The 26,840-nt window shown below is 60.3% G+C and carries 29 protein-coding genes and 1 pseudogene; 16 read left to right on the top strand and 14 right to left on the bottom strand.

Going from position 1 to position 26,840, the window contains the following annotated elements; translation table 11 throughout:
* Genes AB4P91_RS06640 through AB4P91_RS06655 form a run of 4 tightly spaced genes read right to left on the bottom strand, consistent with a single transcriptional unit; the run spans position 1 to position 3,004 of the window.
* Complete coding sequence (locus AB4P91_RS06640) at positions 1–726, bottom strand: DUF484 family protein (RefSeq protein WP_042561718.1); 726 nt, start codon at positions 724–726, stop codon at positions 1–3.
* Positions 727–739: 13 nt separating this feature from the next.
* Positions 740–1,570, bottom strand: coding sequence for a diaminopimelate epimerase (gene dapF / locus AB4P91_RS06645; RefSeq protein ID WP_395604517.1), 831 nt, complete (start codon positions 1,568–1,570; stop codon positions 740–742).
* A gap of 3 nt (positions 1,571–1,573) precedes the next feature.
* Positions 1,574–2,821: a diaminopimelate decarboxylase gene (gene lysA, locus AB4P91_RS06650; protein ID WP_395604518.1), complete on the bottom strand. Its 1,248-nt coding sequence runs from the start codon at positions 2,819–2,821 to the stop codon at positions 1,574–1,576.
* 9 nt (positions 2,822–2,830) lie between these two features.
* Positions 2,831–3,004, bottom strand: coding sequence for a lipoprotein (locus AB4P91_RS06655; RefSeq protein ID WP_042561715.1), 174 nt, complete (start codon positions 3,002–3,004; stop codon positions 2,831–2,833).
* A gap of 303 nt (positions 3,005–3,307) precedes the next feature.
* Here AB4P91_RS06655 and cyaY point away from each other — a divergent pair, with 303 nt between their 5' ends.
* The 3 genes from cyaY to rnk all read left to right on the top strand — a co-directional run bounded on the left by cyaY (position 3,308) and on the right by rnk (position 4,439).
* Positions 3,308–3,640: an iron donor protein CyaY gene (gene cyaY, locus AB4P91_RS06660; protein WP_042561714.1), complete on the top strand. Its 333-nt coding sequence runs from the start codon at positions 3,308–3,310 to the stop codon at positions 3,638–3,640.
* A gap of 3 nt (positions 3,641–3,643) precedes the next feature.
* Positions 3,644–3,862, top strand: coding sequence for a DUF1289 domain-containing protein (locus AB4P91_RS06665; protein ID WP_150593479.1), 219 nt, complete (start codon positions 3,644–3,646; stop codon positions 3,860–3,862).
* Between the two features lie 166 nt (positions 3,863–4,028).
* On the top strand, positions 4,029–4,439 hold the full coding sequence (rnk, locus tag AB4P91_RS06670; RefSeq protein ID WP_042561713.1) for a nucleoside diphosphate kinase regulator: 411 nt from the start codon (positions 4,029–4,031) through the stop codon (positions 4,437–4,439).
* 6 nt (positions 4,440–4,445) lie between these two features.
* Here rnk and AB4P91_RS06675 read toward each other — a convergent pair whose 3' ends face one another.
* The 3 genes from AB4P91_RS06675 to AB4P91_RS06685 all read right to left on the bottom strand — a co-directional run bounded on the left by AB4P91_RS06675 (position 4,446) and on the right by AB4P91_RS06685 (position 8,259).
* Complete coding sequence (locus AB4P91_RS06675) at positions 4,446–7,289, bottom strand: class I adenylate cyclase (protein ID WP_395604519.1); 2,844 nt, start codon at positions 7,287–7,289, stop codon at positions 4,446–4,448.
* Positions 7,290–7,483: 194 nt separating this feature from the next.
* Positions 7,484–7,729, bottom strand: a complete 246-nt coding sequence (locus AB4P91_RS06680) for a TIGR02647 family protein (RefSeq protein WP_150593481.1) — start codon at positions 7,727–7,729, stop codon at positions 7,484–7,486.
* A 245-nt stretch (positions 7,730–7,974) separates the two neighbouring features.
* The gene (locus tag AB4P91_RS06685; protein ID WP_042561710.1) at positions 7,975–8,259 is read right to left on the bottom strand and encodes a hypothetical protein; all 285 of its coding nucleotides are present in this window, start codon (positions 8,257–8,259) and stop codon (positions 7,975–7,977) included.
* Positions 8,260–8,382: 123 nt separating this feature from the next.
* On the opposite strand from AB4P91_RS06685, the gene AB4P91_RS06690 reads away from it, so the two are divergent.
* Positions 8,383–9,042, top strand: a complete 660-nt coding sequence (locus AB4P91_RS06690) for a glutathione S-transferase family protein (protein ID WP_150593482.1) — start codon at positions 8,383–8,385, stop codon at positions 9,040–9,042.
* Between the two features lie 119 nt (positions 9,043–9,161).
* Here AB4P91_RS06690 and argH read toward each other — a convergent pair whose 3' ends face one another.
* Positions 9,162–10,556, bottom strand: coding sequence for an argininosuccinate lyase (gene argH, locus AB4P91_RS06695; protein WP_150604795.1), 1,395 nt, complete (start codon positions 10,554–10,556; stop codon positions 9,162–9,164).
* Positions 10,557–10,890: 334 nt separating this feature from the next.
* On the opposite strand from argH, the pseudogene AB4P91_RS06700 reads away from it, so the two are divergent.
* From AB4P91_RS06700 to AB4P91_RS06735, 8 genes and pseudogenes are all read left to right on the top strand, one after another.
* A pseudogene (locus AB4P91_RS06700) lies at positions 10,891–11,031 on the top strand (sensor histidine kinase); the annotation flags it as partial.
* Positions 11,028–11,774, top strand: a complete 747-nt coding sequence (locus tag AB4P91_RS06705; RefSeq protein ID WP_042561707.1) for a LytTR family DNA-binding domain-containing protein — start codon at positions 11,028–11,030, stop codon at positions 11,772–11,774. The pseudogene AB4P91_RS06700 and the gene AB4P91_RS06705, both read left to right, overlap by 4 nt.
* Before the next feature lie 136 nt (positions 11,775–11,910).
* Positions 11,911–12,852: a hydroxymethylbilane synthase gene (hemC, locus tag AB4P91_RS06710; protein ID WP_395604520.1), complete on the top strand. Its 942-nt coding sequence runs from the start codon at positions 11,911–11,913 to the stop codon at positions 12,850–12,852.
* Complete coding sequence (locus tag AB4P91_RS06715; protein ID WP_395604521.1) at positions 12,849–13,616, top strand: uroporphyrinogen-III synthase; 768 nt, start codon at positions 12,849–12,851, stop codon at positions 13,614–13,616. The genes hemC and AB4P91_RS06715 overlap by 4 nt, the downstream gene beginning before the upstream one ends.
* A gap of 16 nt (positions 13,617–13,632) precedes the next feature.
* A complete protein-coding gene (locus AB4P91_RS06720) occupies positions 13,633–14,775 on the top strand; it encodes a uroporphyrinogen-III C-methyltransferase (protein WP_395604522.1) in 1,143 nt (380 codons plus the stop codon).
* On the top strand, positions 14,772–16,010 hold the full coding sequence (locus tag AB4P91_RS06725; protein WP_150687912.1) for a heme biosynthesis protein HemY: 1,239 nt from the start codon (positions 14,772–14,774) through the stop codon (positions 16,008–16,010). Before AB4P91_RS06720 ends, AB4P91_RS06725 begins: the two co-directional genes overlap by 4 nt.
* 218 nt (positions 16,011–16,228) lie before the next feature.
* Positions 16,229–16,780: a disulfide bond formation protein B gene (locus AB4P91_RS06730; protein ID WP_395604523.1), complete on the top strand. Its 552-nt coding sequence runs from the start codon at positions 16,229–16,231 to the stop codon at positions 16,778–16,780.
* Positions 16,781–16,963: 183 nt separating this feature from the next.
* Positions 16,964–17,422, top strand: coding sequence for an Rsd/AlgQ family anti-sigma factor (locus tag AB4P91_RS06735; RefSeq protein WP_042561701.1), 459 nt, complete (start codon positions 16,964–16,966; stop codon positions 17,420–17,422).
* Between the two features lie 57 nt (positions 17,423–17,479).
* Here the strand turns inward: AB4P91_RS06735 and AB4P91_RS06740 are convergent, their stop codons facing one another.
* Positions 17,480–18,145, bottom strand: coding sequence for an FKBP-type peptidyl-prolyl cis-trans isomerase (locus AB4P91_RS06740; RefSeq protein WP_150593488.1), 666 nt, complete (start codon positions 18,143–18,145; stop codon positions 17,480–17,482).
* A 192-nt stretch (positions 18,146–18,337) separates the two neighbouring features.
* Between AB4P91_RS06740 and AB4P91_RS06745 the strand changes: the two genes are divergently transcribed.
* Positions 18,338–19,504 (top strand): AlgP family protein, encoded by a 1,167-nt coding sequence (locus AB4P91_RS06745; RefSeq protein ID WP_395604524.1) that lies wholly within the window; start codon positions 18,338–18,340, stop codon positions 19,502–19,504.
* Here AB4P91_RS06745 and AB4P91_RS06750 read toward each other — a convergent pair.
* A complete protein-coding gene (locus AB4P91_RS06750) occupies positions 19,501–19,962 on the bottom strand; it encodes a TIGR02444 family protein (protein WP_395604525.1) in 462 nt (153 codons plus the stop codon). The genes AB4P91_RS06745 and AB4P91_RS06750 overlap by 4 nt on opposite strands.
* A 50-nt stretch (positions 19,963–20,012) precedes the next feature.
* On the opposite strand from AB4P91_RS06750, the gene AB4P91_RS06755 reads away from it, so the two are divergent.
* The 3 genes from AB4P91_RS06755 to AB4P91_RS06765 all read left to right on the top strand — a co-directional run bounded on the left by AB4P91_RS06755 (position 20,013) and on the right by AB4P91_RS06765 (position 23,262).
* On the top strand, positions 20,013–21,923 hold the full coding sequence (locus tag AB4P91_RS06755) for an ATP-binding cassette domain-containing protein (RefSeq protein WP_150593491.1): 1,911 nt from the start codon (positions 20,013–20,015) through the stop codon (positions 21,921–21,923).
* Positions 21,923–22,504 carry a mechanosensitive ion channel family protein gene (locus AB4P91_RS06760; protein ID WP_150593492.1) on the top strand — a complete coding sequence of 194 codons (582 nt, stop codon included), beginning with the start codon at positions 21,923–21,925 and terminating at the stop codon, positions 22,502–22,504. The genes AB4P91_RS06755 and AB4P91_RS06760 overlap by 1 nt, the downstream gene beginning before the upstream one ends.
* Positions 22,505–22,629: 125 nt before the next feature.
* Positions 22,630–23,262, top strand: coding sequence for a LysE family transporter (locus tag AB4P91_RS06765; protein WP_395604526.1), 633 nt, complete (start codon positions 22,630–22,632; stop codon positions 23,260–23,262).
* Positions 23,263–23,371: 109 nt separating this feature from the next.
* Here the strand turns inward: AB4P91_RS06765 and AB4P91_RS06770 are convergent, their stop codons facing one another.
* Genes AB4P91_RS06770 through AB4P91_RS06785 form a run of 4 tightly spaced genes read right to left on the bottom strand, consistent with a single transcriptional unit; the run spans position 23,372 to position 26,527 of the window.
* Entirely contained in the window at positions 23,372–24,115 is a 744-nt protein-coding gene (locus tag AB4P91_RS06770) for a penicillin-binding protein activator LpoB (protein ID WP_150593494.1), read from the bottom strand.
* Between the two features lie 3 nt (positions 24,116–24,118).
* Positions 24,119–24,706, bottom strand: coding sequence for a penicillin-binding protein activator LpoB (gene lpoB, locus AB4P91_RS06775; protein WP_007911129.1), 588 nt, complete (start codon positions 24,704–24,706; stop codon positions 24,119–24,121).
* A gap of 36 nt (positions 24,707–24,742) precedes the next feature.
* Entirely contained in the window at positions 24,743–25,117 is a 375-nt protein-coding gene (locus tag AB4P91_RS06780) for a YcfL family protein (RefSeq protein ID WP_042561692.1), read from the bottom strand.
* A gap of 15 nt (positions 25,118–25,132) precedes the next feature.
* Positions 25,133–26,527, bottom strand: coding sequence for a COG3014 family protein (locus AB4P91_RS06785; RefSeq protein ID WP_395604527.1), 1,395 nt, complete (start codon positions 26,525–26,527; stop codon positions 25,133–25,135).
* Positions 26,528–26,840 lie beyond the last annotated feature (313 nt).

A 26,840-nucleotide genomic window follows, 5' to 3' on the forward strand; every position in this document is an offset into this window, starting at 1 on the left:
TCAGCGTACCGAGCGCAGCGAGCTGTTGACCCGTGGCAGCACGCGGCCCATGACTTCGGCGATGTAGCTGAGGAACAGTGTGCCGACCGAGCTCTTGTAGTGCTGCGGATCACGGCTGGCGATGGCCAGAATGCCGTGAATGCCCTGATGACTGATGGCGACCACCGCGGTGGAACCGATCTGTTTGCGTTGTTCTTCACCGAACAGAAAGTCCAGCTCATGGTCACGCAGGGTGCCACTCACGCTTTTGCCTTCGGTGAGCAAGCCGCCGATGGCGACTTGTGCGTCGGCGTGGCTGACCCAGCGCCCGACCGGCGCCGGGTTGTCGCCGAGCAGGATCAGGCTGACGAAGGGCACCTGGAAATCCTGACGCAGGCTGTCTTCGACGCTGATGACGACGTCTTCCAGGCTGGTCGCGTCCATCAGGGCAAGAATCAGGCGACGGGTCTTGTCGAACAGGCGATCGTTGTCGCGGGCGACGTCCATCAATTGCGAGAGGCGATGACGCATCTCGATGTTGCGTTCGCGCAGGATGGTCATCTGCCGCTCGACCAGCGACACGGTGTCACCCCGTCGGTGGGGAATGCGCATGGCTGGCAGCAGTTCTTCGTGCTCGACGAAAAACTCCGGATGAGCCTCCAGGTACGCGGCAACCGCTGCCGCCTCCAGGCTCTCGGACGCTGATTCGTCGGACTGTCGGGCGGGTACCTGAGGCTTATCGGTCATGGTTTCTGCTCACTCAAAGACGCACTTGTCCTTCGTATACACGCACTGCCGGGCCGGTCATCAGCACCGGTTGGCCAGGACCTGCCCATTCAATGGACAGACGCCCGCCAGGCAGGTCGATCAATAGCGGCGAATCCATCCACCCCTGACTGATTGCAGCGACCGCCGCCGCACAGGCGCCGGTGCCGCAGGCCTGGGTTTCCCCGGCGCCACGTTCCCAGACGCGCAGTTGGGCACGGTTGCGGTCGATGATCTGGATAAAACCGACATTGACCCGCGCCGGAAAGCGCGGGTGGTGCTCGATTTTCGGCCCCAAGTCATGCACCGGAGCGCTGTTGATGTCCTGCACGCGCAATACGGCATGCGGGTTGCCCATCGACACGGCGGCCAGTTCGACTGTGGTGCCGTCGACGTCCAGCTGATAGCTCAAGGCCTGCGCCGGTGCTTCAAACGGAATGTCCGCCGGCACGAGGCGCGGGGCGCCCATGTTCACGCCGATCTGGCCATCGTTACGCACATCCAGTTCGATGATGCCGCCCTTGGTTTCGACGCGGATCTGTCGTTTGGCAGTCAGACGCTTGTCGAGCACGAAACGCGCGAAGCAGCGTGCACCGTTGCCGCACTGCTCAACTTCCGAGCCATCGGAGTTAAAGATCCGATAGCGGAAATCGACGTCCGGGTTGCTCGGCGCTTCGACGATCAGCAACTGGTCAAAACCGATGCCGGTGTGTCGATCGCCCCATTGCTTGGCGTGCTTGGGCTGAATATGCGCGTGCTGGCTGACCAGGTCGAGAACCATGAAGTCATTGCCCAGACCGTGCATTTTAGTAAAACGCAGCAGCATGGGTTACTCCGGCAGCAGGCTTTCGCCGGCAAACAGCTCGGCCACGGTTTCGCGGCGACGCACTTCAAATACTTGATCACCGTCCACCAGCACTTCGGCCGCACGGCCGCGAGTGTTGTAGTTGGAGCTCATGACGAAACCGTACGCGCCGGCCGAATGCACCGCCAGCAGATCGCCTTCGGCCAGGGCCAGCGCGCGATCCTTGGCGAGGAAGTCGCCGGTTTCGCAGATCGGGCCAACGACGTCGTATTGACGCGCGGCGGTGTCGCGCGGCTTGACTGCCGTGACGTCCATCCACGCCTGATACAGCGCCGGGCGAATCAGGTCGTTCATCGCCGCATCGACGATGGCGAAATCTTTATGTTCGGTGTGCTTGAGGTACTCGACCTGAGTCAGCAGCACGCCGGCGTTGGCGACGATGAAACGGCCCGGCTCGAACACCAGTCCCAGATCACGACCGTTCAGACGTTCGCGCACGGCTTTGATGTAGTCGGCAGCCAATGGCGGCTCTTCGTCGCGATAACGCACGCCCAAACCACCACCGAGATCGATGTGGCGCAGGTGAATGCCGCAATCGCCAAGACGATCGACCAGATCCAGCAAACGGTCGAGCGCATCAAGGAACGGTGGCAGCGTGGTCAGTTGCGAACCGATGTGGCAGTCGACACCAATCACTTCCAGGTTCGCCAGGTGCGCGGCGCGTACATACACGTCTTCGGCGTCGGCGATGGCGATGCCGAACTTGTTTTCTTTGAGACCGGTGGAAATGTACGGGTGGGTGCCAGCATCGACGTCCGGGTTCACACGCAGCGAAACCGGGGCGCGAACACCCAGCTCGGCGGCGACAACTTGCAGGCGTTCCAGCTCGTCGGTGGATTCGACGTTGAAGCAGTGCACGCCGACTTCCAGCGCACGGCGCATGTCGTCACGGGTCTTGCCGACGCCGGAGAACACGATCTTGTCGGCGCTGCCGCCAGCGGCCAGCACGCGTTCCAGCTCGCCACGGGAGACGATGTCGAAACCGGCGCCGAGACGGGCCAGGACATTCAGCACGCCGAGGTTGGAGTTGGCTTTGACGGCATAGCACACCAGGTGCGGCATGCCGGCCAGCGCATCGGCGTAGGCCAGATACTGGGCTTCGATGTGCGCGCGCGAGTAGACATAAGTGGGCGTGCCAAAGCGGTCGGCGATGGCGGACAGCGCCACACCTTCCGCGAACAGCTCCCCGCCACGGTAGTTAAAAGCGTCCATGGCGATCCCTTAGTAAACGTCGTGCTTGTGTGCTTTGGAAGCAGGCTGCTTTTGCGAAGACTGGGCTTGCTCGGCCGGGTCCTGATCGTCATCCGGCAGGTACAGCGGGCCTTTTTGACCACAGGCCGAAACGAGGCAGGCAACCGCGACGAGCGCAGCAAGGGAAGAGATCAGGCGCTTCATGGCGAAATCCTTGAAAATACGTTAATTGCGCCGGAGTATACCGACCACCCGGCAGCTTGCCTATGCGACGGGCCTCCCGTCCGGCGGGGCTGACCGGTTACACACAAAACCCTGTGGGAGCGGGCTTGCCCGCGATAGCGGAGCTTCAGTTGCTATCGATGGTGAATCTGCCGGCCTCATCGCTGGCAAGCCAGCTCCCACAGGGGCGGTGCAGGCACTTGGTCGTTATCCTTTGCAATCGGCCAGCAGCGTCCGTATCTTGCGGCGCTTGAGCCTGATCAGACATTTTTTGAGGTTGCCACAATGAGTTTGTCCGAAGCCCGTTTCCACGATCTGGTCGATGACACCCAGGAAAAACTGGAAGACATCTTTGACGAGAGCGATCTGGATATCGATCTGGAAAGTTCGGCCGGTGTGCTGACCGTCAAGTTCGAAAACGGCTCGCAGCTGATTTTCAGCCGTCAGGAGCCGCTGCGTCAGCTGTGGCTGGCGGCCGTCTCGGGTGGTTTTCACTTCGATTACGACGAAGAAAGCGAGCGCTGGATGTGTGACAAGAGCGAAGAGCAGTTGGGCGAGATGCTTGAACGCATCGTCAAGCAACAGGCTGGCGCCGAATTCGATTTCGAAGGCCTGTGATTCGTGACTGACACCGCTCCCGTTCGTCCGCCCAAGCCGCTCTACAGCAATATCAGCCCGGCGGTGCCTTCGCCGTGCAGCGGCGTGTGCCGGCTGGACGAACAAAAAGTCTGCCTCGGCTGTTTCCGGCATGTTGAAGACATTCGTGAGTGGCGCTCGGCGGATGATGAGCGGCGGCGAGTGATCGTCACCCAGGCGGCTGCACGCAAACTCCAGCGTTGATCAGCCGCAGGGGTTTTTCTTATGCCCACAGGGCATGACTTGTATATTTTTTGAGCTGTGATAGTGTCCGGAAACGCCTCAACCCATCGAGGCCTGGTGAAAACCCCGCCTTTTTTGGCGGGGTTTTTTGCTTTTTTTGCGCAGAAGAAAGGAGTCTGCCCGGATCATGACCGCACCTTCCATCACTCTTACCCGTCTGGACGTTCAACGTCTGGAGCGCCTGATCGACAGCCTGGATGACACGCTGCCGGGCGTGATTGCGTTGCAAACCGAACTGGATCGCGCCGATACGCTGGTCAGCCACGATGAAGTGCCTGCCGATGTCGTGACGATGAATTCCCGCGTGCACTGCCGCGAAGAAGGCAGTGGCAAGGATTACCATCTGACGCTGGTCTATCCCAAGGATGCCAATGCCGATGAAGGCAAGATTTCGATTCTCGCACCGGTCGGCAGCGCATTGCTTGGCCTGAAGGTCGGGCAGCACATCGACTGGCCGGCACCGGGCGGCAAGACCCTGAAACTGACCCTGCTTGAAGTCGAATCGCAACCGGCCAACGGTGGCGCGTTCCCCGAGTAAATTCACTCAGACCTGTTCGAGTGCCTCGTTCAGGGCGCGCTCCAGGTCGGCCTTGTAGCGTAGATACAGATTGCTTGAGCTTTGCCCGTCACCGAGCAGGCCGGACAGGTCCAGGTCGGTGATGTAGCAACGATAGCGTTCGGTCTCACGACGCTGCTCGACGATCTCCCGGGCGACCACGCTGAACAGCTGGTCGCCATGTTCCAGCTCGCTGAACTCCCGTTGATTGCAATACAGCGTGACCTGCACTTGCCCCGGTGCGGCTTTGCCGATGATCGCCTGCACGTCGTAGAACGGTTTGTTGGCTGGCGTCTGCGGCATTGGCCGCGCCTCGACGCGCCGCGCCCGTCCCGGGCCTGAAGGCAAGAGCTGGTAATACAAAATTTGGAGGCTGGCCGAGGGAGCGACGTCCATCGGCAGCAGCGCCTCACGCCGATACTGGATCGATTGCAGGAAACGTTGCAGCGGCGCCAGCAGGCTTTGCTCGTCGTGATACGGCAAGCGCTGTTGCCACAGCGCATTGAATTCGTCCAGAACGCAGACCTCGGCGTGCTGCTCGGTGATCCGGTAGAACACCTGAATGCATTCCGGCTGGCCCATTGGCAGGATCAGCGCAAGGTCGTGATCTTCCAGTGCCATCGGATCAAGGTGCAGCGGACTGTAGCGCGCCTGCTCCTCACCGAGGTAATCGAGCAGCGCCGGCAGGGTGGCGAGCGCGATGTGGTTGACTTGTCCGGGCACCAGTTCCAGCACGTGATAGTGCTGTTGCACCTGAATCAGGTAGCGGTGATTCAATTCGCTGAGCAGCAAATTCTGCGCGGTGTCGACGATTTCTTCCACGCGTCGGGCGATGAACTGAGCACGGTTGTGGCAGAAGCAGCGCACCTTCAGCGATGGCTGCAACGGCCCGCGCGGCAGGTTGTTGAGATAATCGCGCAAGCAGTCGAGCAGGGCGTGAGGTCCGTCGAAACGGTTGACCAGCACTTCGTTCCAGCTGTTGAGCGTGACCTGATCGAGGGTCAGCACGAGGTTCTCGCGCACGCCGGCATAGCTCAGCGAATCGGTGCGCTCGGTGGTCATGAGGATGTTGAGGTCACGGTGATGCTTGAGCGGATCGACGCCGACATTCACCAGCATCAGTACTTCGCTCGGTACGGCGGCGCGCAGCAGCGGCTCTTCGGCAACAGTGGGCAAGGGCAGGGCGATGCACTGTTGCAGGCTGCCAAGCAGGTTGAACAGTTCGAACTCGCTCAGGTCGCTGTTGCCGGGGTGCAAGGCCAGGCGGGTGCTGCTGTCGATCACGCCGTTGCGGTGGCACCAGGTCAACAGTTCCAACAGCTCGCGGCTGCGTTTGATCGGCGCGAAATGTTCCCACTCATGCGCCGTAAGGCTGCCGTTGTACAGGCCCCACTGGGTTTGTCCCGGTTCCTTCTTGTTGCGCGATTGCACCAGGGTCAGGGTGTCTTCGGCCAGATCCGGAGCAATGCCGGGGTTGATGAACTCGACCTTGTCGGCCTTGCGCTCGAATGCCGCGTACAACCTGCGGCCCAGCACGTTGAGATCGCGCTTGTTGATCAGGCTGACGGTCTGCTCGGTGCGGGCGAACTGGGTCAGGAAGCGATAGCTGTAATTGAGCTCGTTGACCAGCGCACGGCGCTCTGCGCTGACCTGCCGGACTTTCCACTGGCTGCGGCTATCGAGCAGGGCAAGTTGCCGCTGATCCCAGTGCCATTCGTTGGCCAGTCGTTCCAGCAGTGAACGTTGCCAGCTCTGCGTGCGGCTATTGCCCGTGAGCTTGCGATTGACCTTGAGGTACAGCGCACGTCGCACCAGCTCCAGACGTTCCGGTTCGTTGCGGGCGATGAGGTATTCCTCGATGCGCCGATACACGACCATGTAAGGGTCCAGTTCATCCAGATCGAGTTGATTGGCGAACACGGCTTTTTTGAAGCGCAGGCTCAGGCACTGCACCTGCGGGTGTTCGCTGGCATACACCTCGGTCAGCAGCAGTTTGAGCACCGATTTGTAAGGTGACTCAATGCCCTTGAACAACTGCCACAGCCCCGCGCCGATGAACTCTCCCGGTGGAATCGTCGCCAAATGCCCAAGGTCGAGGGTTTCGTCGGCGCGGATGAAGCGCTTGGACAGCAGCGTGTGGGTGTAAAGGTCGTAGGCCGTTTCTTCGTATACCGGCACCAGCCACCAGATCGGCGTGCGTCCGCCCAGCCAGATCGCGGTGCGATAAAACTCGTCGAGCAGCAGGTAGTGCTGGGTGCTGCCACAGTTTTCGGAGCTGAGCTGGGTGTCGCGTTCACCTTTGACGAAACGCACCGGGTCGATCAGAAAAAAATGCGCTTCGGCGCCCTGGCTCGCGGCCCAGGCTTCGAGGAGCTGGCATTTCTTGCTCAGTTCCGTGAGCTCGTTTTCGCTCAGATCCGCCGCGTGACACACCCACACGTCCATGTCGCTTTGATCGGCCTGGGCCAGGGTGCCGAGACTGCCCATCAGAAACAGGCCATGAATCGGTCGCGGCGGATTGCTGCCGTGGCGCGGCTTGTAGGAGAAGGAACGCGTCAGGCGCTGGGCTTCGGCGAGGGTATTGGCGTCCGGCTCGTAATTCGACAGGCCGGCCGGCGTACTGCCCGAGACGTAACCCGGCAGCAGCGGATGGTTGACGTGAAAGAACAGCGGCAGCAGCGTCAGCACCGCTTGCTGGCGCGTCGACAAACCTTCAAGAGCGCGGCCGAGGCGGCCTTCATTGAGTTTTAGAAACCGCGCGCGCAGTTGGTTGAGCACCTTGCGGTCGATTCCTTCGTCCAGGTCGGGGCGGATTTCATGGGTGCGCGTCATGTCAGCTCAAACCGGCTCGCAGGCTCGGACGTAGAGGGTCTCGGAATGGGGGGCAGTTTAGCCTTTGCGCGGCGGGAGTTTTAAGCAGATTTTGTTTTTTGACGTCAGATTTCAACCGCGAGGCGATTGTTGACGTCTGGACGAGCCCGCGGAAATCCCGTGACAGGGGTTCCCGTGGGCGAAGTCAGGAAGAATCAGGCTGTTTCCGGCTCTCTCAGGATCGTCAGCACGGTTTGGACATTTTGCGCGGCGTCGCGACCCAGGCTGGTCAGGTATCCGCCATCGGGCTGATCGGTCAGTTCTTTGTCAAAGAGGCGTTGGGCAGCAGCGATGTGCTTCGGGGCAGCGGTCTGATGAATTTTCAAACCTTCCTGGGAACTGTCCAGGGGAAAGAGTGCAAGGACTTCCAGTTCGGCAACCAACTCAGGGGTAAGCGACATAAGGACTCCAGACTTTCTAGGAATTGGAACGCAGCGCCCCTAAGGTGAACCCGCTTGTGCGGCATGTCCAGTGCTCAGATCAGGGATTTCCTCTTGAGGCGAATTCCAGTGTAGTCGGGGCCGGGGAGATGGCCGGAGGGATGGGTGACAAATTGTGTGGGAGCGAGCCTGCTCGCGAATGCGGCGTGTCCGGCGAAGGCTACTGCCTCGTCGCGAGCAGGCTTGCTCCCGCAGGGAAAGCGCGATTACTGCTTTTCGGGCGGCAACTCAGGCAGCGCACGCAGTGCGGCTTCGTACCATGCGGTATCGAATGGGCGATCTTCATCCAGCATCGCGTCAATCTCGTAGGCCAGCACATGCGCCATCAGATTGAGGATTTCTTCGCGTTCAACGCCGACCAGGGTCAGCTTGTTGAGCGTAGCCTTGGCCGCAGGCGGGTTGTCGCTTTCGATCTGGTTCTCGATCGCTTCGATCAGCGTGCTCTCGGTGAACTCTTCTTCGTCGTTGTCGATGTCTGTCGGCTCGCTCATGGCAGGCTCCTCAAGGAAAGGCGCCAGTTTACCCGCATTCAGCGGCGTGATGCTGCTGGCAGGAATTGTCCGGGCGATCTATAAACAGGCACTGCCCACCCCGCACGGCCTGGAGGCTATGTGATGCTCAAGCTCTACGGATTCTCTGTCAGCAATTACTACAACATGGTCAAACTGGCACTGCTGGAAAAAGGCCTGCCGTTTGAAGAGGTCACGTTCTATCCCGCGCAGACCGCTGAATCATTGGCTATCAGCCCGCGCGGCAAAGTGCCGGTGCTGGGTGTTGATGGCGGTTACATCAACGAAACAGCGATCATCCTTGAATACCTCGAGCTGACCCAGAAAGGCACGCCGCTGCTGCCCAGCGATCCTTTCGAACGGGCGCAGGTGCTGGCAATTGCCAAGGAAATCGAGCTTTACATCGAGCTGCCGGGACGTGCCTGTTATGGCGAAGCGTTTTTTGGCATGACGTTGCCGGACGCCATCAAGGAAAAGACCCAATCAGAATTGCTGCTGGGCTTCGCGGCGCTCGGCCGGCACGGCAAGTTCGCCCCGTATGTGGCGGGCGACAGTCTGAGCATCGCGGATTTGTATTTCCTCTACAGCGTGCCGCTGGCCTGTGCGGTGGGGCAGAAGCTGTTCGGGATCGATTTGCTGGCAGAAATGCCGCAGGCGAAGGCGCTGTTGGAGCGGCTTGAGCAGAATCCGCATGTGCAGAAGATTGCGGCGGACAAAGATGCGGCGATGCCGGCGTTTTTGGCGATGATCGCTGCCAAAAAGTGAGTTTTTTAGCGGTCTTATGTCAGTAATCGCTGGCACGCCAACTCCCACAGGATTCTGGGTTGAAACACGAATACGTGTTCGACGCAGAACCTGTGGGAGCTGGCTTGCCAGCGATGCTTTTAGCGGCTGGCGATCAGGGCCTGACCGCGCACAACGGCTGCCTTGACCTGCGCTGGCGCAGTGCCGCCGATATGGTCACGGGCATTTACCGAGCCTTCCAGCGTCAGCACGGCAAACACGTCCTGCTCGATCTGATCGCTGAACTGACGCAGTTCTTCCAGGCTCATCTCAGCCAGGTCCTTGCCGGTGTCGACGCCGTACTTCACAGCGTGGCCGACGATTTCGTGGCAATCACGGAACGGCAGGCCGCGGCGCACCAGGTAATCAGCCAGGTCGGTTGCGGTGGAGAAACCGCGAAGAGCCGCTTCACGCATGATCGCGTGCTTGGGCTTGATCGCCGGAATCATGTCGGCAAACGCACGCAGCGAATCGCGCAGGGTGTCGGCGGCGTCGAACAGCGGTTCCTTGTCTTCCTGGTTGTCCTTGTTGTAGGCCAGTGGCTGGCCTTTCATCAGGGTCAGCAGGCCCATCAGTGCGCCGAACACGCGGCCGGTCTTGCCACGTACCAGCTCCGGCACGTCCGGGTTTTTCTTTTGCGGCATGATCGAGCTGCCAGTGCAGAAGCGATCCGGCAGATCGATGAACTGGAACTGCGCGCTGGTCCACAGCACCAGCTCTTCGGAGAAGCGCGACAAATGCATCATCGCGATGCTCGCGGCCGAGCAGAATTCGATGGCGAAATCGCGATCGGAAACGTTGTCCAGCGAGTTGCCGCCCACGGCATCGAAACCCAGCAGTTGCGCGGTGTATTCGCGATCAATCGGGTAGGTGGTGCCGGCCAGCGCGGCACTGCCCAACGGCATGCGGTTGGTGCGCTTGCGGCAATCGACCAAACGCTCGTAATCGCGGCTGAGCATTTCGAACCAGGCCAGCATGTGGTGCCCGAAGGTTACGGGTTGAGCGGTCTGCAAGTGCGTGAAGCCGGGCATGATGCTACCGGATTCGCGCTCGGCTTGTTCCAGCAAGCCTTGTTGCAGGCGAGTGATTTCGGCCAGGATCAGGTCGATCTCGTCGCGCAGCCACAGGCGAATGTCGGTGGCGACCTGGTCGTTGCGGCTCCGGCCGGTGTGGAGTTTCTTGCCGGTGACGCCGATGCGGTCAGTCAGACGCGCCTCGATGTTCATGTGCACGTCTTCGAGATCGATGCGCCAGTCGAACTGGCCGGCCTCGATTTCGCCCTGAATGGTGTTCAGGCCATCGATGATGGTGTCGCGCTCGGCATCGGTCAGCACGCCGACTTTGGCCAGCATGGTGGCGTGGGCGATCGAGCCCATGATGTCGTGGCGATACAGGCGCTGGTCGAAAGTGACGGAGGCGGTGAAGCGGGCGACGAAGGCGTCGACGGGTTCACTGAAGCGGCCGCCCCAGGACTGATTGGTCTTGTCAGTGCTCATGAATTCGCTCGTATCGGCTTGAAGAAAAAAGGCGTGAAACGCTGGCGCGGATAATAACAGGGTTGCCAATCCTGTCGTTGACACCGGTCGATACGTTTTTTTCGCAACGTGTCATGCATAGTCGGTGTGCTGCGCGGGGAATTTGCACAACGATATTTTTCGATTGAGCAATATCGGCCCGACGAGCGTCTACAGTAGGACATAAGGGTCGGCGCGACTGCGGATCGCGTAAAGGTCTGGCCGCCGACTATAAGAAGTGGAGGTGGGTGTCTTGTCCTTCGACAAACCCCGCGAGAAACGCAGGAAACAGCGGGCTTTGAGCAGTACGACCCGGACACTGGCAAATATTGCTGGCCGACGTACGGCACTTTTTGGCGCTCGGGCTAGTCTTAGCGTGGATCGCGGTGACGGACGTCACTTCACCTGTCTACGCTATCCTTGTGCGAGACTCACGCAGGAATCCAGCGCAATATGAATGTCCTGATCGTTGATGACGAACCACTGGCTCGCGAGCGCCTCAGCCGTATGGTGAGCGAGCTTGAGGGTTATACAGTCCTGGAGCCCAGCGCCACGAATGGCGAAGAGGCGTTGGCACTGATCGACAGCCACAAACCGGATATCGTGCTGCTCGATATCCGCATGCCGGGCCTCGATGGCCTGCAGGTTGCTGCCCGTCTGTGCGAGCGAGAAACACCGCCCGCCGTGGTGTTTTTCACCAGTCCCGATGAATTTGCCGTGGAAGCCTTGCAGGCCAGCGCCGTGGGCTATGTGGTGAAACCCGTGCGAACCGAACACTTGCATGACGCCCTGAAACGGGCTGAACGTCCCAATCGGGCGCAACTCTCGGCCCTGACCCGTCCCGCTGCCGAAAGTGGCACCGGCCCGCGCAGTCACATCAGCGCCCGTACCCGTAAAGGCATCGAACTGATCCCGCTGGATCAGGTGGTCTATTTCATTGCCGACCACAAATACGTGACCTTGCGCCACGAAGGCGGCGAAGTGCTGCTGGACGAGCCGCTCAAAGCCCTCGAAGACGAGTTTGGCGAGCGCTTCGTGCGCATCCACCGCAACGCGCTGGTCGCCCGCGACCGCATCGAGCGTCTGCAACGCACGCCGTTGGGGCATTTCCAGCTATTTCTCAAAGGCCTCAATGGCGATGCGCTGATTGTCAGTCGCCGGCATGTGGCGGGTGTGCGCAAAATGATGCAGGGCCTTTAACCCGGACTTTTCGGAGGGCTCATTTCTCGTTAGCGGGCATTGCAGGCCAGGGAGGCCGCGCCGTTTCTGATTCAAGTCAAAGTGGATTTGACTGAGCTGTTATTATCCGCCGTATCTATTCAGTACGGATTGATCCATGTCCTCTCGCGAAATCCGCATCGCCACCCGTAAAAGTGCGCTGGCCCTCTGGCAGGCCGAATACGTCAAAGCCCGTCTGGAAGCGGCCCATCCCGGTCTGCGGGTCACATTGGTGCCCATGGTCAGTCGCGGCGACAAGCTGCTCGATTCGCCGCTGTCGAAAATCGGCGGCAAGGGCCTGTTCGTCAAGGAACTGGAAACCGCGCTGCTGGAAAACGAAGCCGACATCGCCGTCCATTCGATGAAAGATGTACCGATGGACTTCCCTGAAGGCCTCGGTCTGTTCTGCATCTGTGAGCGCGAAGACCCGCGTGATGCATTCGTTTCCAATACCTATCCAAGCCTTGAGGCGCTGCCTGCCGGCAGCATCGTCGGCACGTCGAGCCTGCGCCGTCAGGCACAGCTGCTGACCCGCCGTCCTGACCTTGAAATCCGTTTCTTGCGCGGCAACGTCAACACTCGTCTGGCCAAGCTGGATGCGGGTGAGTACGACGCGATCATCCTCGCGGCCGCCGGTTTGATCCGCCTCGGTTTCGAGGATCGCATCACCTCGGCAATCAGCGTCGATGACAGCCTGCCCGCCGGTGGCCAGGGCGCGGTCGGTATCGAGTGCCGTAGCGCCGACAGCGAAATCCACGCTTTGCTGGAACCGCTGCATCATGCTGATACCTCTTCGCGGGTTACCGCTGAACGTGCCCTCAACAAACATTTGAATGGCGGCTGCCAGGTGCCGATCGCCTGCTACGCCGTGCTTGAAGGCGAGCAGTTGTGGTTGCGTGGCCTGGTGGGCGAGCCGAGTGGCGGCCGCTTGATCAGCGCCGAAGCGCGGGCCCCTCGCGCTGATGCCGAAGCATTGGGTGTGAGAGTCGCTGAAGATCTGCTCGCCCAAGGTGCCGAAGAGATTCTTAAAGCAGTCTACGGCGAGGCAGGTCACGAGTGACTGGCTGGCGCCTGCTGCTGACGCGCCCTGCGGATGATTGTGCGGCGCTTGCAGAGACGTTGGCCGGGCAGGGGATTTTCGGTAGTTGTCTGCCGCTTTTGGAAATTGCCCCGTTGCCGGTCTCTGAGAACATACGTCTGGCGATGGCGCGATTGCCCGATTGCAGCGCAGTGATTGTGGTGAGCAAGCCAGCAGCGCGGATTGCGCTGGCACTGCTCGATGCCCAAGGGGCGCAGTCGTGGGCGATGCCGTGGTTCAGTGTCGGTGCGGCAACGGCGCAGATTCTTCAGGAGCGCGGCCTCGACGTACATTGTCCGGCCGACGGCGATGACAGCGAAGCGTTGCTGCAATTGCCGCGTCTGCGAGAAGCCGTCGCCCAGCCGAATTCGCAGGTGTTGATCCTGCGCGGCGAGGGCGGCCGTGAACTGCTTGCCGAGCGCCTGCGTGAGCTTGGTGCTAGTGTCGAGTATCTGGAATTGTATCGACGCGAGCTGCCGGCCTATGCAGCGCAAGTACTGCCGCAGCGGATCGCAGCGGAACGCTTGAACGGGCTGGTGGTCAGCAGTGGACAGGGTTTCGAGCACCTGCGCCAAATGGCCGGCGATACCTGGCCGTCGATTGCGCGGTTACCGTTGTTTGTTCCAAGCCCAAGAGTCGCCGAGCTGGCACGTGCCGCCGGGGCTCAAACAGTTGTGGATTGCCGCGGCGCGAGTGCCGCGGCTTTGCTGACGGCGTTGCGGGAGCATCCCGTACCCGTTTTCTAATGCAAAGGATGGATACGTGAGCGAAACAGCCTTGCCAAAAGATGACGTCCAACCTGTGATTGATGCACAAGTTGAAACTCCACCGCCGGCGCAAGCGCCGCGCCGAGGCAATGGCCTGGCCATCGTCGCCCTGTTGCTCGGTGCAGCCGGGGTCGCGATTGGTGGCTGGGGAGTCTGGCAGGTGCGACACCTGCAAACCAACACTCAGCAACAATCGGGTCAGGTGCAGGCGTTGAATGATCAGGCGCAGACCCTGAAGCTCAACGAGCAGCGTCTGACCGAGCGTCTCGCGCAGTTGCCGGGGGCCGAAGAACTCGCCGAACGCCAGCGTCTGGTGGCGCAACTTCAGGGTGATCAGCAGCGCCTCAATCAACGTCTGGAAACCGTCCTCGGCGCCAGCCGCAAGGACTGGCGTCTGGCCGAGGCCGAGCACTTGCTGCGTCTGGCCAGCCTGCGCCTTTCCGCGTTGCAGGACATCAGCAGCGCTCAGGCACTGGTGCAGGGTGCCGACGAAATCCTCCGCGAACAGAATGATCCCGGCTCCTTTGCCGCCCGTGAGCAAGTGGCCAAAACCCTGGTTGCGCTGCGCAGCACCGAGCAGCCGGATCGCACGGGTTTGTTCCTGCGGTTGGGGGCCCTGCGTGATCAGGTCATCGACCTCACCGAACTGGCGCCGGAATACAAGGATCGTGGCGAATCGCTGCTCGGCTTGACCGCAGAGGGTGACGGCGCCAGTCGCTGGGCACAGTGGTGGGATCAGATTTCGCACTACATCCGTATCGATTTCAATGCAGACAAGAATGTGAAGCCACTGTTGGCCGGACAGAGTCTGAGCCAGGTGCGTCTGGCCCTGAGCCTTGCGCTGGAGCAGGCGCAATGGGCGGCCCTCAATGGTCAGGCGGCGGTTTACACCCAGGCCCTGGCCGAGGCACGCGACGTGCTCGCGGGCAACTTCAATCCGGACAATCCGCAAAGCAAAGTGATGCTGGAACAGGTGGGTGAGCTGAGCAAGGAACCGGTCGCGGTCAAGACGCCGGATCTGACCGGCACCTTGAGTGCGGTGCAAGGCTATCTCGAGCGGCGTAACGTCAACGCCGAAGAATCGGTGAAACCGTTCGCCAAACCTGCCGCCGACACCGCGCAGGAGGCCACGCCATGAAGCGCCTCTATGTGATCGTGTTTCTGGTGATCGCAGCGACTGCGGCGCTGGGCCTGGCGATTGCCGAGCATTCCGGTTACGTGTTGGTCGCTTACCAATCGTTCCGTTACGAGTCGAGCCTGTGGGCGACTTTGGCGCTGATCGCAGTGTTGTGGTTGCTGGTCTGGGGCATCAAGGCTCTAATCGAATTGGTGATGGCGTCCAGCGGCGTGGTCAATCCATGGTCGCGGCGCAACCGCAGCCGTCGGGTGCAAGTGGCGATCGAGCACGGCCAACTGGATCTGGCCGAAGGTCGTTGGGCCAGTGCCCAGCGTCATTTGTCCCGGGCCGCTGAAGCCGAGCGCCAACCGCTGCTGTTCTACCTCGGCGCTGCCCGTGCGGCGAACGAGCAGGGCCATTACGAGGAATCCGATCGTCTGCTTGAGCGTGCGCTGGAGCGCCAGCCTCAGGCAGAGCTGGCAATCGCCTTGAGCCACGCACAGTTGCAGACCGACCGTGGCGACACTGACGGCGCTTTGGTGACCTTGCAGGCGATGCACGAGCGTCACCCTCATAACGTGCAGACGCTGCGTCAGTTGCAGCGCTTGTACCAACAGCGCGGCGAATGGTCGGCGGTGATTCGCTTGCTGCCGGAGCTGCGCAAGGATAAAGTCCTGCCGCCCGCCGAACTGGCTGAACTCGAGCGTCGCGCCTGGGGTGAAAACCTGTCGCTGGCCGCGCAGCGCGAAGAGGACGGCGCGGTGGGTTTGCAGTCGCTGACGCGCGCCTGGCAACAGCTGACCTCGGCGCAACGCCAGGAGCCGCCACTGGTGCTGGCTTATGCCGAACAGCTGCGTCAGCTGGGCGCTCAGGTCGAGGCGGAAGAAGTGCTGCGCACGGCCCTCAAGCGCAAGTACGACAGTCATCTGGCGCGTCTTTATGGGCTGGTGCGCGGGAGTGATCCGGCGCGTCAGTTGCAAACTGCCGAAGGTTGGCTCAAGGATCATCCGAACGATCCGAGCCTGCTGCTGACCCTGGGCCGTCTGTGCCTGCAATCGAGTCTATGGGGCAAGGCCCGGGATTATCTGGAAAGCAGCCTGCGTGTGCAGCGCAATCCGGAAGCCTGCGCGGAACTGGCGCGCTTGCTCGCACAGCTTGGCGATACCGAGCGAAGCAATCAGCTGTTCCAGGAAGGCCTCGGTTTGCTGGATGAACGCCTGCTGGCCGCGCCACTGCCGGCCCTGGCTCGCGTCTGAAGTGGTGAGGGAGGTCACTCCCTCGCACACCTTTGCCGAGCGAAAATTCACCTTTAGTGAGCCATTGGGGCAAAGTCCTACAGCGGCCTACACAGAATCCTCTCGAAGCTGTCGGGTTTTCCCTACACCTCTGGTGAACTGTCGGCAGGCCCTTGCCTTGAAAGGCTGACACGCTTTCCTCTACCGTAACCATCTGTCTCTACTGTTACGGAAAAGCCATGTCGTTGGCCTGCTCACGCTCCTTGTTCTTCATGGCTTTCACTGCGAGTGCCTTTGCTCTGGGAGCTTCCTATTATCTCGAATACGCGGTGGGTCTGACGCCGTGCAGCTTGTGCCTGGTGCAGCGGCTGTTCCTCACCTTGCTGTGCGTTTGCTGTGGTCTGGCGGCGGTGCATGGCCCCAAGCGTGTCGGTCTTTGGCTTTACTGGTTGTTTGCGCTGGGCGCGAGTGTGGGTGGCACCACGGCGGCCTGGCGGCAGGTATTGATCCAGAGTGATCCAGTGCTGCAATCGGTCCAATGTGCTCCGAGCTCCGAAGCGCTGTTCAGCGCATTGTCGTGGATCTGCGCATTGCAGAAACTGTTTAAAGGCGGCAATGACTGCGCGCAAATCTCCTGGACGTTGTTTGACCTGACGATCCCGGAATGGAGCCTGTTGTTCTTTGTCGCGGTGTCAATTCTTGCGGTATATCAATTATTGCGATTGGTCTGGAGTGCTCTGCAACGGCCGCTCAGCGGCGAAGCGTCGCACCGGGAGCTGCTGCGGGATTAAACACTTGTATGAACTTTATCTCCTGCGTACCTTGAAGCCATAGGCGTGCGGGCATAATCTGGCCCGCACGTGTCATTGGATTTATGTTGCTCGATGACACTCTGCCCGACCGTCCCCCATGCTAAAACCTAAAGCGGGACACGGGCGTAGAGCAGCATGACCCACAAGGGAAGAGAGATCGCCATGCTCGAAAGTTGTCAGAATGCTCAGGAACGTTGGGGTGGAGTTCATCTGCTGATCGACCGCTGGCTCCAGGAACGCAAGGAGCTGATCGATGCCTACGATAATCTCGGCGCGGAGCCTCAGACGCTGTCCGAGAGCCGCAAGCCCTTGCAGGAATTCTGCGGCGTGCTGGTTGATTACGTATCGGCGGGGCACTTCGAAATCTATGAACAGCTGACGGGCGAAGCCAAGGCGTTCAACGACAAGCGCGGTCTGGAACTCGCCGAGACGATCTACCCGCGCATCGATGTGATCACCGAAAAGCTACTCGCGTTCAACGACCTTTGCGATGAAGGCAAGTGCGTTGTCGAGAAATTCAAAGAGCTCGGCGGCCTGCTTCACGAGCGCTTCGAGCTGGAAGACTGCCTGATTGAAGTGCTGCACACGGCGCACAAGGAAGAAGATTCAGTTCAGGCCTGATCGGCTTTGCTCAATAAGAAACGGTGCGCCTCAAGCGCACCGTTTTTTTATGCCTGATCAACTCGTCGCGCCGCGCAATTCGACTTCAAATACCAGCGGCGTGAAGGGCGCGATCAGGTCCCCGGCACCATCGGCGCCATAAGCCTGATCCGAGGGAATCACCAGTCGCCATTTCGCCCCCACCGGCATGTTTTGCAGTGCAGTGCGCCAACCGGCAATCACACTGTCGAGGTTGAACCATTGCGGCTGACTGTTCTGATCGAACACGGTGCCGTCCGGCAAACGACCGATATACAGCACCTGCACTTTTCCATCGGGCCCGGCCTTGGTGCCCGTGCCAGGGGCAAGCTCGGTCAGCAGGATGCCGTCAGCCAGTTCCTTTACTCCCGGTTTGGCTTTTTCCGCGGTGAGGAAACGTTGTTCGTTTTCCATTGCGGCGTCGCTCGAAGGCTGCGCGTTGTGTTCGGCATTTTGCGATTCGTGATCGGCCAGAATCTGTTCGATCCGCGCTTCGCTCAGGGCCAGCGGCTTGCCTTGATAAGCCTGCTGCAAGCCATCAATCAGGGCCTGAATCTGCAGTTGCGGGACTTCCTGGCGCAACCGTTCACCGAGACTGGCACCCAGGCTGTAGGCAAGATCATGAGCGTCGTTCGCGGTGGTTTTTTCATCGGCGTGGGCGCTGGAAAAAATCATGCAGAGGGATAAAAAAAGGTAGCGCGACATGGGCACTCTCCGTCCTGAGATGCGGTGGATTATGCCAGCGCGAACGTCTGCATCGGTGAACTGCTTTTGGCTGCGGGCATAACATTTTTACCTCGGTGCAACGCAACGCAATTGATACTGTCAAGATGACCTAGCGGCGGTAGCAGCAGAGGTCTAGTATGAGCCGCACTCACGTCAGCCAGGAGGTAAACCATGTCGGCCACCAAGAAGCCTGTAAATACTCCGTTGCACTTACTCCAACAACTCTCGGGCAGCTTGCTCGAGCATTTGGAAAACGCTTGCTCGCAAGCCTTGGCTGATGCTGAAAAACTGCTCGCCAAACTCGAAAAGCAACGCGGCAAGGCGCAAGAAAAACTGCACAAATCCCGCACCAAATTGCAGGACGCAGCTGCCGCCGGCAAAGCCAAGGCGCAGACCAAAGCCAAAGGCTCCGTGAAAGAACTTGAAGAACTGCTTGATGCCTTGAAGGATCGTCAGTCCGATACCCGCAGCTACATTCTGCAACTCAAGCGCGATGCCCAGGAAAGCCTGAAACTGGCCCAGGGTGTGGGCCGTGTGCAAGAAGCGGTGGGCAAGGTGTTGACCTCCCGTGCGGCCAAACCTGCTTCGGCACCGGCGAAGAAAGCCGCAGCCAAACCCGCTGTTGCCAAAGCCCCGGCTAAAACCGCTGCAGCCAAACCCGCGGCGAAAGCTGCCGCAAAACCGGCTGCCAAAACGCCAGTGAAAGCCGCGGCGAAACCTGCTGCAAAACCTGCGGCGAAAAAACCAGCCTCGGCGAGCGCTGCGAAACCAGCGGCTAAAACCACCGCTGCGAAACCAGCTGCGCGCAGAACGGCTGCTGCCAAACCCGCCGCGACCAAAGCTGCTCCAGCGAAAACCGCAGCCGCTAAGCCGGCTGCCAAGGTCGCAGTGAAACCTGCTGCTAAAACTGCCGCTGCGAAACCTGCAGCCAAGTCTGCCGCCAAACCTGTTGCTGCTAAAACAGCAGTAAAACCAGCGGCCAAAGTTGCCGCAAAACCGGCCGCCAAGCCAGCTGCGAAACCAGCAGTGAAAGCCGCCGCCAAACCGGCAGCCAAGCCAGCCGCGAAACCAGCTACCGCCGCTAAACCGGCAACTGCCGCAGCCAAGCCTGCAGCTGCTAAACCTGCAGCCAAGCCAGCCGCAAAACCTGCCGCTAAAAAACCAGTGGCCGCCAAGCCAGCCGCTGCCAAACCGGCTACCGCGCAAGCTGCCAAGCCTGCCGCACCGGCAACCCCGGCTGCGCCAGCTGCACCTGCCGCCACTACCTCGACCACTTCGACTGCGCCATCGCCAGCCGCTGCGTCGAGCATCAGCAGCAACCCGACCAGCGCTTCCTAAGTGCTGCTCGCCGCGACGCGCAGCACTTGCAGCGCGTCGTGGTTCAGGTTGGCCGCCGAGCCAGCCAGCGCTTCCAGCCAGCCAACTGATCCCGCTCCGCTGCGCCCCCACACCTGAGCAATGCCCTCCAGCCGCGACAGCAACGTACGCTCGGCTTCCAGCTCCAGCGCTTTGACTTGTTCGCGCATGCCCTTCAACACCCCATCATCCACAGCCCGCGCCTTCCATTGCATGCGCAGGGTTCGCAGCGGCTGCACAACCTCGATATCCCAAGGCCCGGTCAGCGCCTGAAGCTGCTCCACACGCTTTTCATCGCAAATCGCGCCGCGTTGCTCCAGCCACAAACCGCACAGCAACAGGCACACATTGACCCCCGCCGTTTGCAGTTGCAGACAAGCGTCTTCCACGCCCGGACGGGCGTAGGTGGCAAGGGAAAAGCTCCACAGGTCAGAGGACATCGTGCTACTCGCGCTAGTTGTGAGCGAAGCTGGTAGACTCCGCCGCCATTATGATCCGACTTCAGAACCTGACTTTACAGCGTGGCCCGCAACGTCTGCTAGAAGACGCCGAGCTGACCCTGCACGCCGGCCACAAAGCTGGCCTCATCGGCGCCAACGGTGCCGGCAAATCCAGCCTGTTTGCCTTGCTGCGCGGCGAATTGCACCCGGACTCGGGCGATTGCCTGCTGCCGGCCGACTGGCGGATCGCGCACATGCGCCAGGAGGTCGACACGCTTGAGCGCCTGGCAGTCGACTATGTGCTCGATGGCGACCTGCGTCTACGCGAGGTGCAACGTGATCTCGCCGTGGCCGAAGAGGCGCACGACGGCGTTGCCCTGGCGCGTCTGCACGTCGAACTCGACAGCGCCGACGGCTACACTGCCGACGCCCGCGCCCGCAAGTTGCTGGCCGGTCTGGGCTTTACCAACGAACAGATGGATCGTCAGGTCGGAGATTTCTCCGGTGGCTGGCGGATGCGTCTGAATCTGGCGCAGGCATTGATGTGCCCGTCGGACCTGTTGCTGCTCGACGAACCGACCAACCACTTGGACCTCGACGCCATCATCTGGCTCGAGGACTGGCTGAAAAGTTACGCCGGCACCTTGCTGCTGATTTCCCACGACCGCGACTTCCTCGACGAAGTCGTCGACCATGTGGCCCATGTCGATCAGCGCAAAATCACTTTGTATCGCGGCGGCTACACCGCGTTCGAACGTGCCCGTGCCGAACGTCTGGCCCAGCAGCAACAGGCCTACGAGAAGCAGCAGGCGCAGCGTGCGCACATGGAAAGCTACATCGCCCGCTTCAAGGCGCAAGCGACCAAGGCCCGTCAGGCACAAAGCCGTATCAAGGCACTGGAACGCATGGAAGAGCTGTCGGCGGCTCACGTTGATTCGCCGTTCGACTTCGTGTTCCGCGAGTCGACCAAGATCTCCAGCACGCTGATCGATCTGTCCGATGCGAACCTGGGCTACGGCGACCGAACCGTGCTGGAGAAGGTCAAACTGCAACTGACCCCCGGCGCGCGGATCGGTTTGCTCGGCCCTAACGGCGCGGGTAAATCGACACTGATCAAGAACCTCGCCGGCGAGCTCGAACCGCTGTCCGGGCGCCTGACCCGTGGCGAAAACACCGTGGTCGGTTACTTCGCCCAGCATCAACTCGACTCGCTGGACGCCAAGGCCAGCCCGTTGCTGCATTTGCAGCGTCTGGCGCCCACTGAGCGTGAGCAAGCGTTGCGCGACTTCCTCGGCGGTTTCGACTTCCGCGGTGCGCGGCTCGATGAGCCTGTGCTGAATTTCTCCGGTGGCGAGAAGGCGCGTCTGGCCCTGGCGCTGATCGCCTGGGAACGGCCGAACCTGTTGCTGCTCGATGAACCGACCAACCACCTCGACCTGGAAATGCGCCTGGCGCTGACCATGGCGCTGCAGGAATTCAGCGGCGCGGTGCTGGTGGTCTCTCACGATCGGCACTTGCTCAAGAGCACCACCGACAACTTCTACCTGGTGGCCGATGGCAAGGTTGAAGAGTTCGATGGCGACCTCGAAGACTATGCCCGTTGGCTGGTGGAATACCGTCAGCGCAATGCGCCGGTCAGTAATACTCCGGTGAACCCGGACAAGACTGACAAGAAAGCCCAGCGTCAAGCTGCGGCTGCGTTGCGTCAGCAACTGGCGCCGCACAAGCGCGAGGCCGACAAGCTCGAAGCCGAATTGGGCAAGCTCCACGAGAAGCTGGCCAAGGTTGACGCCAGCCTCGGCGACAGCGACATCTACGAGCCGGCGCGCAAGAACGATTTGCGTGATCTGCTGGCCGAGCAAGCGAAATTGAAAGTGCGCGAAGGCGAGCTGGAAGAGGCGTGGATGGAAGCGCTGGAGACGCTGGAAAGCATGCAGGCGGAGCTGGAGGCGCTGTCCTGATGGAAGCGTTCAAGCTGCCGCTGCCGGCGATGTGGGTCGAGCCGATCTGGCTCGGCGTGCAGATTCTGCTCATCCTGCTGGCCGGTTACCTGGCCCAGCGCTTCGTGGCCAAATGTCTGACCCGTCTGGGCGAACGCTATCCGTTTCCGCCACAACTGCTGATGCCACTGCGTGGCGTGTTGCGCTGGCTGATCATGGGCAGTGCGGTGATCTTTGTGCTGCAACGCCTCGGCGTGTCGGCCACGGTGTTGTGGACGGCGCTGTCGGGTTTCGTTGCAGTGGCGGCGGTGGCGTTTTTCGCCATGTGGAGCGTGCTCTCGAACCTGCTCTGCGCGATTCTGATTTTCACCGTTGGCCCGTTTCGGTTGGGCGATGTGGTCGAACTGGTCGACACCACCGACAAGCCTGGGGTCAAAGGCCGGGTGGTGGCGATCAATCTGCTCTACACCACGTTGATCGAGGCCGAGGAGTTGGGCACCGGTAGCGCGATGGTGCAGGTGCCGAACAGCTTGTTCTTCCAGCGATCAGTGCGGCGTTGGCGGGGGACTGATGTGTTTCCTTCGAGCGGATTCGAGAAGTAACTTTTAAAGCAGGATCCTTTATTTTGGGTTTTCTGTAGTCCCCTTTTCCTACAAAAAATCGATAGTCAGCGGCGCCAAGTCGAATTAGCTTAGTCGTTCGTCACGAGTCAGAGTTGAGGTGTGCGATGGAGCTTGAAACTTGGCTGGCATTCTTTGCCGCCTGCTGGTTGATCAGTCTTACGCCCGGCGCGGGTGCTATCGCGTCGATGTCCAGTGGTCTGCAATACGGTTTCTGGCGTGGTTACTGGAACGCGCTGGGGTTGCAATTGGGGCTGGCCCTGCAAATCGCAATTGTCGGCGCCGGTGTCGGCGCGATCCTCGCGGCTTCCGCTACAGCCTTCTATGCAATCAAATGGTTCGGCGTTGGCTATCTCGTCTACCTGGGGATCAAGCAATGGCGCGCACTGCCCAGCGACATGAGCGATGACGCGGCCATTCGCCCAATGGGCAAGCCACTGGTTCTGATCTTCCGTGGTTTCCTGGTCAACATGGGCAATCCCAAAGCACTGGTGTTCATGCTGGCGGTGCTACCGCAGTTCATCAATCCCCATGCGCCGCTGCTTATTCAGTATCTGGTGATCGGCGCGACAATGGTGTTTGTCGACCTGATTGTCATGGCCGCCTACACCGGTCTGGCGTCCAAGGTCTTGCGCCTGTTGCGTACGCCCAAGCAGCAAAAACGCATGAACCGCACGTTTGCCGGGTTGTTCATTGGCGCCGCAGCGTTTATGGCGACGTTGCGCAAAGCGGCGGTCTAAACCGCAAGACACAAAAAAGGCGACCCTGTGGGGTCGCCTTTTTTATTGCTCTGTCTGGCACTGACTTGCGCCGAGGGGTAAATCCTCTCGCCACAGGTCATCCCATGAATCAGCGCAAAATCACTGGCGCCGTATCGCGCGGCAGATTGTTGCGCTGCTGCGCCTCGCGCGGCTGCTCGTAACCACCGCCACCGAGCTGTTGGCTCAGTTGCCCGGCCACGTCTTCGCCCAGCGCCTTCGACACCTCGCGCACCACCCGTGGGCGATTCAGCGAGATCTTGATGTCGCGGCCGTTCACCAGTTTGGTGTCTTGCGCTTCACCCATCGCCGTGAAGGCCGAAGTGATCTCGAAGGTCTTGGTGTTGATCAGGCTGAAATCCGCCACCAACGTCAGGCCCAGTACCGCTGAATAGCTGTCGGTGTGCGCCAGCTCGTTCATGTCCTGGGTGAAGTCGATGTCCGACACGGTGCCGAACAGCACATAGTCGGCACCCTTGAAGTTGCCGGCCTTGATCCGCTTGATCACGTCGTAAATGTCACCCTTGGATGACGCGGTGTACGGCGTGCCCTGCACCAGCTGGAACATGCCGGTACGCAGGATTTCACCCTTGATGTCGCCGGTGAACTTGCGCAGCTCGGTCTGCTCGATGTAGCTGGTGGTGGCTTCGATCTCGTTATAGCTCGAAGAACCACTGGCACTGTAGTAACCCTCACGATAGTTGCTCTGCGCCGAAACGATGTGGATGTATTGCTCCACACGTTCCTGATACGCCAGATCCGTCACCGCGACTTTCGGGGCCGCTTGCGCGCCAAACGCGCAAGCCAGGGCCATGATGCCAATCCATGTGCGCATCGATTAACGCTCCGTGGTTTTGCGGATCTCTTTTTCGTCCATCCACTCGGCCAGACCGCTTTCAACGTCGATCAATTGCAGGCTGAATTTGTAGAAGACGTCCTTGTAATCGCTGCTGCGCTTGACGATGGAGCTGATCGAGCCTTCGATGCGGTACTTGGCAGCCACCATGTTGCCGGTCTTGGCCACGGTGCTCTTCTTGTACAGACCGCTCTGGTTTTGCAGCTTGAGCTGGTCAACCTGGCTCTGCATCGCGTTGTTGTCGCTGGCGAAGCGGGCAACGCCGGTCTTCATCAGCTGGGTCTTGATGCTGGTGGTGATTTCGCGGGTATCGATGTACTCGCTGGTCTTGTTCTTCACGTCGTAGACCTGAACCACCGGACGACCCTGCAGAATGCCGGACTGAGCCAGCGAGCGGGTCATCGACTCGGCGATCATCTGCAGGTCGGTCGAACCGAATTCGTTGGTGACGGTTTCAACAGCCTTGGTGTCGCCGTAGCTGATGTTCTTGCTGCCCAGGGTCGGCGAGGTGTTGGCGCAACCGGAGGCCAGCAGGGCGATAACGGCGATGCAGGAAAAGCGAACAAACATGTCAGTGCTCTCTAAAACAGGAATAGGGTGGCGGGCTTAAGGCGTCTTGATTTCCAGACGGAAGTCCACGGCTTTAGGCGTTGGGGCGATCGCCTGAATGAAGCTGGTCTGGGCGCCATACATCATTTGGCTTTTCCAGACTTCTTCTTCAGCAACCGGGAAACCTTCCGCGCCGAGCCAGGCGAAGCGGTAGTAGAAAATCTTGTTGCTGTTGAGGGTGTTGCTCAACTGCACGTTGACGGTCATGAAGCCGTTTTCGCGGGCGACGCGCATGGCGCCGACCACGATGTGTTTCTGCGGGCCCATGGCCACGACTTTGCTCGCGGCGCTGCCCGGCTCTGGAGGTGGCGGGGTGGCGCAGCCGCTGGCCAGCAAGGCGAGGGCGGCGACGGCGATGAGTTTGAAGCGCATGTAAAGACTCCGTTCTTAAGGTTGTTTGAGGCTGGCGACGTTGGTCGCACGGGCGCTCGGGATCACGTGGGCGGCGAGACCTCCAGCGAACACCTGATTGCCTACGGCGCGCAGACTGATCACCTGATAACGCTGATCGACGGTGACCCTGACCACGGATCCGCCCACGGCGCTCGGCAGAGTCACTTGGTGTTCACCTTTCTTCAAGCGCAGACGCACCACTTGGGTGTTGTCTGGCAGGGTGCGCCACGTACGGGTATCGGCACCTTCGAGCACGGCTGAAGAAATACCTACTGCCAGACCCGCCAGTGGGTTGGTTTCGTTGATCTGCTTCTGCGCGACACCTTTGGTGATTGCGCGCACGGTGGTGCGCAGGATGATGCCGGGCATGTCATCACGCAGGGCACGACGGGACATGGCGGTGGTGCTGTTGAGCGCAGTCAGGTTGACTTGCTGGCCATCGACACCGATCTGCGCGAACGGCGCGGTAGAGGTGTCGGCCTTGATGATCGGGAACGACAGCGGTGTGATCACCACGTTGTTGGAGATCGGCAATGGCAGTGGCACGCGGATCGAATCGCGTGCTGGCGCCAGACCGCTTTGCACCACGATCAGGATGTCGCTGTCATCGCTTTTGCCCGGCTTGTCGAGGTTGACCAGTGCCTGTTCCAGCAGCGGCGTGTTCGGGCGCAGTTCGACAGCCTTGCGGTAGCCCGGTGCAGCCAGGTCTTTCTCGCCCAGGGCTTCGTAGACGAAACCGGCCAGATAATGGCTGAACGCGCTCTGGTAGCTGTTTTTCAGGCTGACCACGTCCGGTGCGTCGAGGCTGGCGACCGGGTAGCCTTGCAGATCCTTGTACTGAGTCTTGATGCCTTCTTTCTCGGCCTCTTCCTCGCTTTTGAGGTATTCCTTGTCGCGCAGGTCGGCGATCACCGCTTCACGTTCGTGGGTCTTCTTGATCGCAGTGCGAGCGCCGTCGAAGTCGTTGACCGCCAGTAGGTTCAGGGCCATCTGCGTGGTCAGCATGACTTTTTCATAGTCGTAGCCTTCGTAGCGGCGGACCTTGTCGTTGACCACGAAGCTGCCGAACTGGGCGAGGTATTTGCCGGTATCGAGCTTGACCGAATCCTCCCACTGCCCGACGACCTTATCAGCGCTGGACCAGGCATTCTGGCTGCCGGACAGATCGCCCTTGGCGCGGAGCAACTCACCTTTCTCGAAGTAATAGAGCAGGTCTTTGTCGGGGCTGGTGTTGTTCTTTTCCAGCAGGGTCAGCGCGGCGTCGACATTGCCGGAAGCCAGTTGCTGGTTGGTTTGTGCCAGTTCGGAATCGTAATTGCGAAACGCCGAACAGCCGGACAGCAGAGTGACGGCGCTGAGGGCGATCAGAGTAGGGGCGCGGAATGCCATAGGGGTACTTCTTCCCTGAATTACTGCAGCCACGTGTGCGGGTCGGGCTGCTGGGACCGTTTGGCGGAGGCGCTGGCCTCCTGCCAATTCCTCATAACCAGAGGAGCTTTAATGCCGCTTCGCGATAGCGAGGGCGCGGCATTATAAGCAACCAATGATGGCTATGTAATAGCTTTTTAATTGCGCACCGGTTGGTATGGGCCATCATCCGCTCCGAAGCCACAGTGGTGCGCGTTGAACGAATTCTAAGCGTGCGAAATGCCAAAGATCTGTCAGGTAATCCTGCTAGTAGGATCAGAAACTCAGACAACGC

It is taken from the genome of Pseudomonas sp. B21128 (assembly GCF_044218865.1).
GTDB classification, from domain to species: Bacteria; Pseudomonadota; Gammaproteobacteria; order Pseudomonadales; family Pseudomonadaceae; genus Aquipseudomonas; species Aquipseudomonas iridis.

Coding starts and splice junctions, on each gene's coding strand:
- AB4P91_RS06780 (WP_042561692.1), bottom strand. CDS start 25,117: ATGCGCTTCAAACTCATCGCCGTCGCCGCCCTCGCCTTGCTGGCCAGC.
- rnk (WP_042561713.1), top strand. CDS start 4,029: ATGACCGCACCTTCCATCACTCTTACCCGTCTGGACGTTCAACGTCTG.
- AB4P91_RS06785 (WP_395604527.1), bottom strand. CDS start 26,527: ATGGCATTCCGCGCCCCTACTCTGATCGCCCTCAGCGCCGTCACTCTG.
- AB4P91_RS06740 (WP_150593488.1), bottom strand. CDS start 18,145: ATGTCGCGCTACCTTTTTTTATCCCTCTGCATGATTTTTTCCAGCGCC.
- argH (WP_150604795.1), bottom strand. CDS start 10,556: ATGAGCACTGACAAGACCAATCAGTCCTGGGGCGGCCGCTTCAGTGAA.
- AB4P91_RS06680 (WP_150593481.1), bottom strand. CDS start 7,729: ATGTCGCTTACCCCTGAGTTGGTTGCCGAACTGGAAGTCCTTGCACTC.
- AB4P91_RS06685 (WP_042561710.1), bottom strand. CDS start 8,259: ATGAGCGAGCCGACAGACATCGACAACGACGAAGAAGAGTTCACCGAG.
- lpoB (WP_007911129.1), bottom strand. CDS start 24,706: ATGTTTGTTCGCTTTTCCTGCATCGCCGTTATCGCCCTGCTGGCCTCC.
- AB4P91_RS06755 (WP_150593491.1), top strand. CDS start 20,013: ATGATCCGACTTCAGAACCTGACTTTACAGCGTGGCCCGCAACGTCTG.
- AB4P91_RS06750 (WP_395604525.1), bottom strand. CDS start 19,962: ATGTCCTCTGACCTGTGGAGCTTTTCCCTTGCCACCTACGCCCGTCCG.
- AB4P91_RS06640 (WP_042561718.1), bottom strand. CDS start 726: ATGACCGATAAGCCTCAGGTACCCGCCCGACAGTCCGACGAATCAGCG.
- AB4P91_RS06675 (WP_395604519.1), bottom strand. CDS start 7,289: ATGACGCGCACCCATGAAATCCGCCCCGACCTGGACGAAGGAATCGAC.
- AB4P91_RS06705 (WP_042561707.1), top strand. CDS start 11,028: ATGAATGTCCTGATCGTTGATGACGAACCACTGGCTCGCGAGCGCCTC.
- AB4P91_RS06730 (WP_395604523.1), top strand. CDS start 16,229: ATGTCGTTGGCCTGCTCACGCTCCTTGTTCTTCATGGCTTTCACTGCG.
- dapF (WP_395604517.1), bottom strand. CDS start 1,570: ATGCTGCTGCGTTTTACTAAAATGCACGGTCTGGGCAATGACTTCATG.
- AB4P91_RS06770 (WP_150593494.1), bottom strand. CDS start 24,115: ATGCGCACATGGATTGGCATCATGGCCCTGGCTTGCGCGTTTGGCGCG.
- AB4P91_RS06735 (WP_042561701.1), top strand. CDS start 16,964: ATGCTCGAAAGTTGTCAGAATGCTCAGGAACGTTGGGGTGGAGTTCAT.
- cyaY (WP_042561714.1), top strand. CDS start 3,308: ATGAGTTTGTCCGAAGCCCGTTTCCACGATCTGGTCGATGACACCCAG.
- hemC (WP_395604520.1), top strand. CDS start 11,911: ATGTCCTCTCGCGAAATCCGCATCGCCACCCGTAAAAGTGCGCTGGCC.
- AB4P91_RS06690 (WP_150593482.1), top strand. CDS start 8,383: ATGCTCAAGCTCTACGGATTCTCTGTCAGCAATTACTACAACATGGTC.
- AB4P91_RS06725 (WP_150687912.1), top strand. CDS start 14,772: ATGAAGCGCCTCTATGTGATCGTGTTTCTGGTGATCGCAGCGACTGCG.
- AB4P91_RS06760 (WP_150593492.1), top strand. CDS start 21,923: ATGGAAGCGTTCAAGCTGCCGCTGCCGGCGATGTGGGTCGAGCCGATC.
- AB4P91_RS06765 (WP_395604526.1), top strand. CDS start 22,630: ATGGAGCTTGAAACTTGGCTGGCATTCTTTGCCGCCTGCTGGTTGATC.
- lysA (WP_395604518.1), bottom strand. CDS start 2,821: ATGGACGCTTTTAACTACCGTGGCGGGGAGCTGTTCGCGGAAGGTGTG.
- AB4P91_RS06655 (WP_042561715.1), bottom strand. CDS start 3,004: ATGAAGCGCCTGATCTCTTCCCTTGCTGCGCTCGTCGCGGTTGCCTGC.
- AB4P91_RS06745 (WP_395604524.1), top strand. CDS start 18,338: ATGTCGGCCACCAAGAAGCCTGTAAATACTCCGTTGCACTTACTCCAA.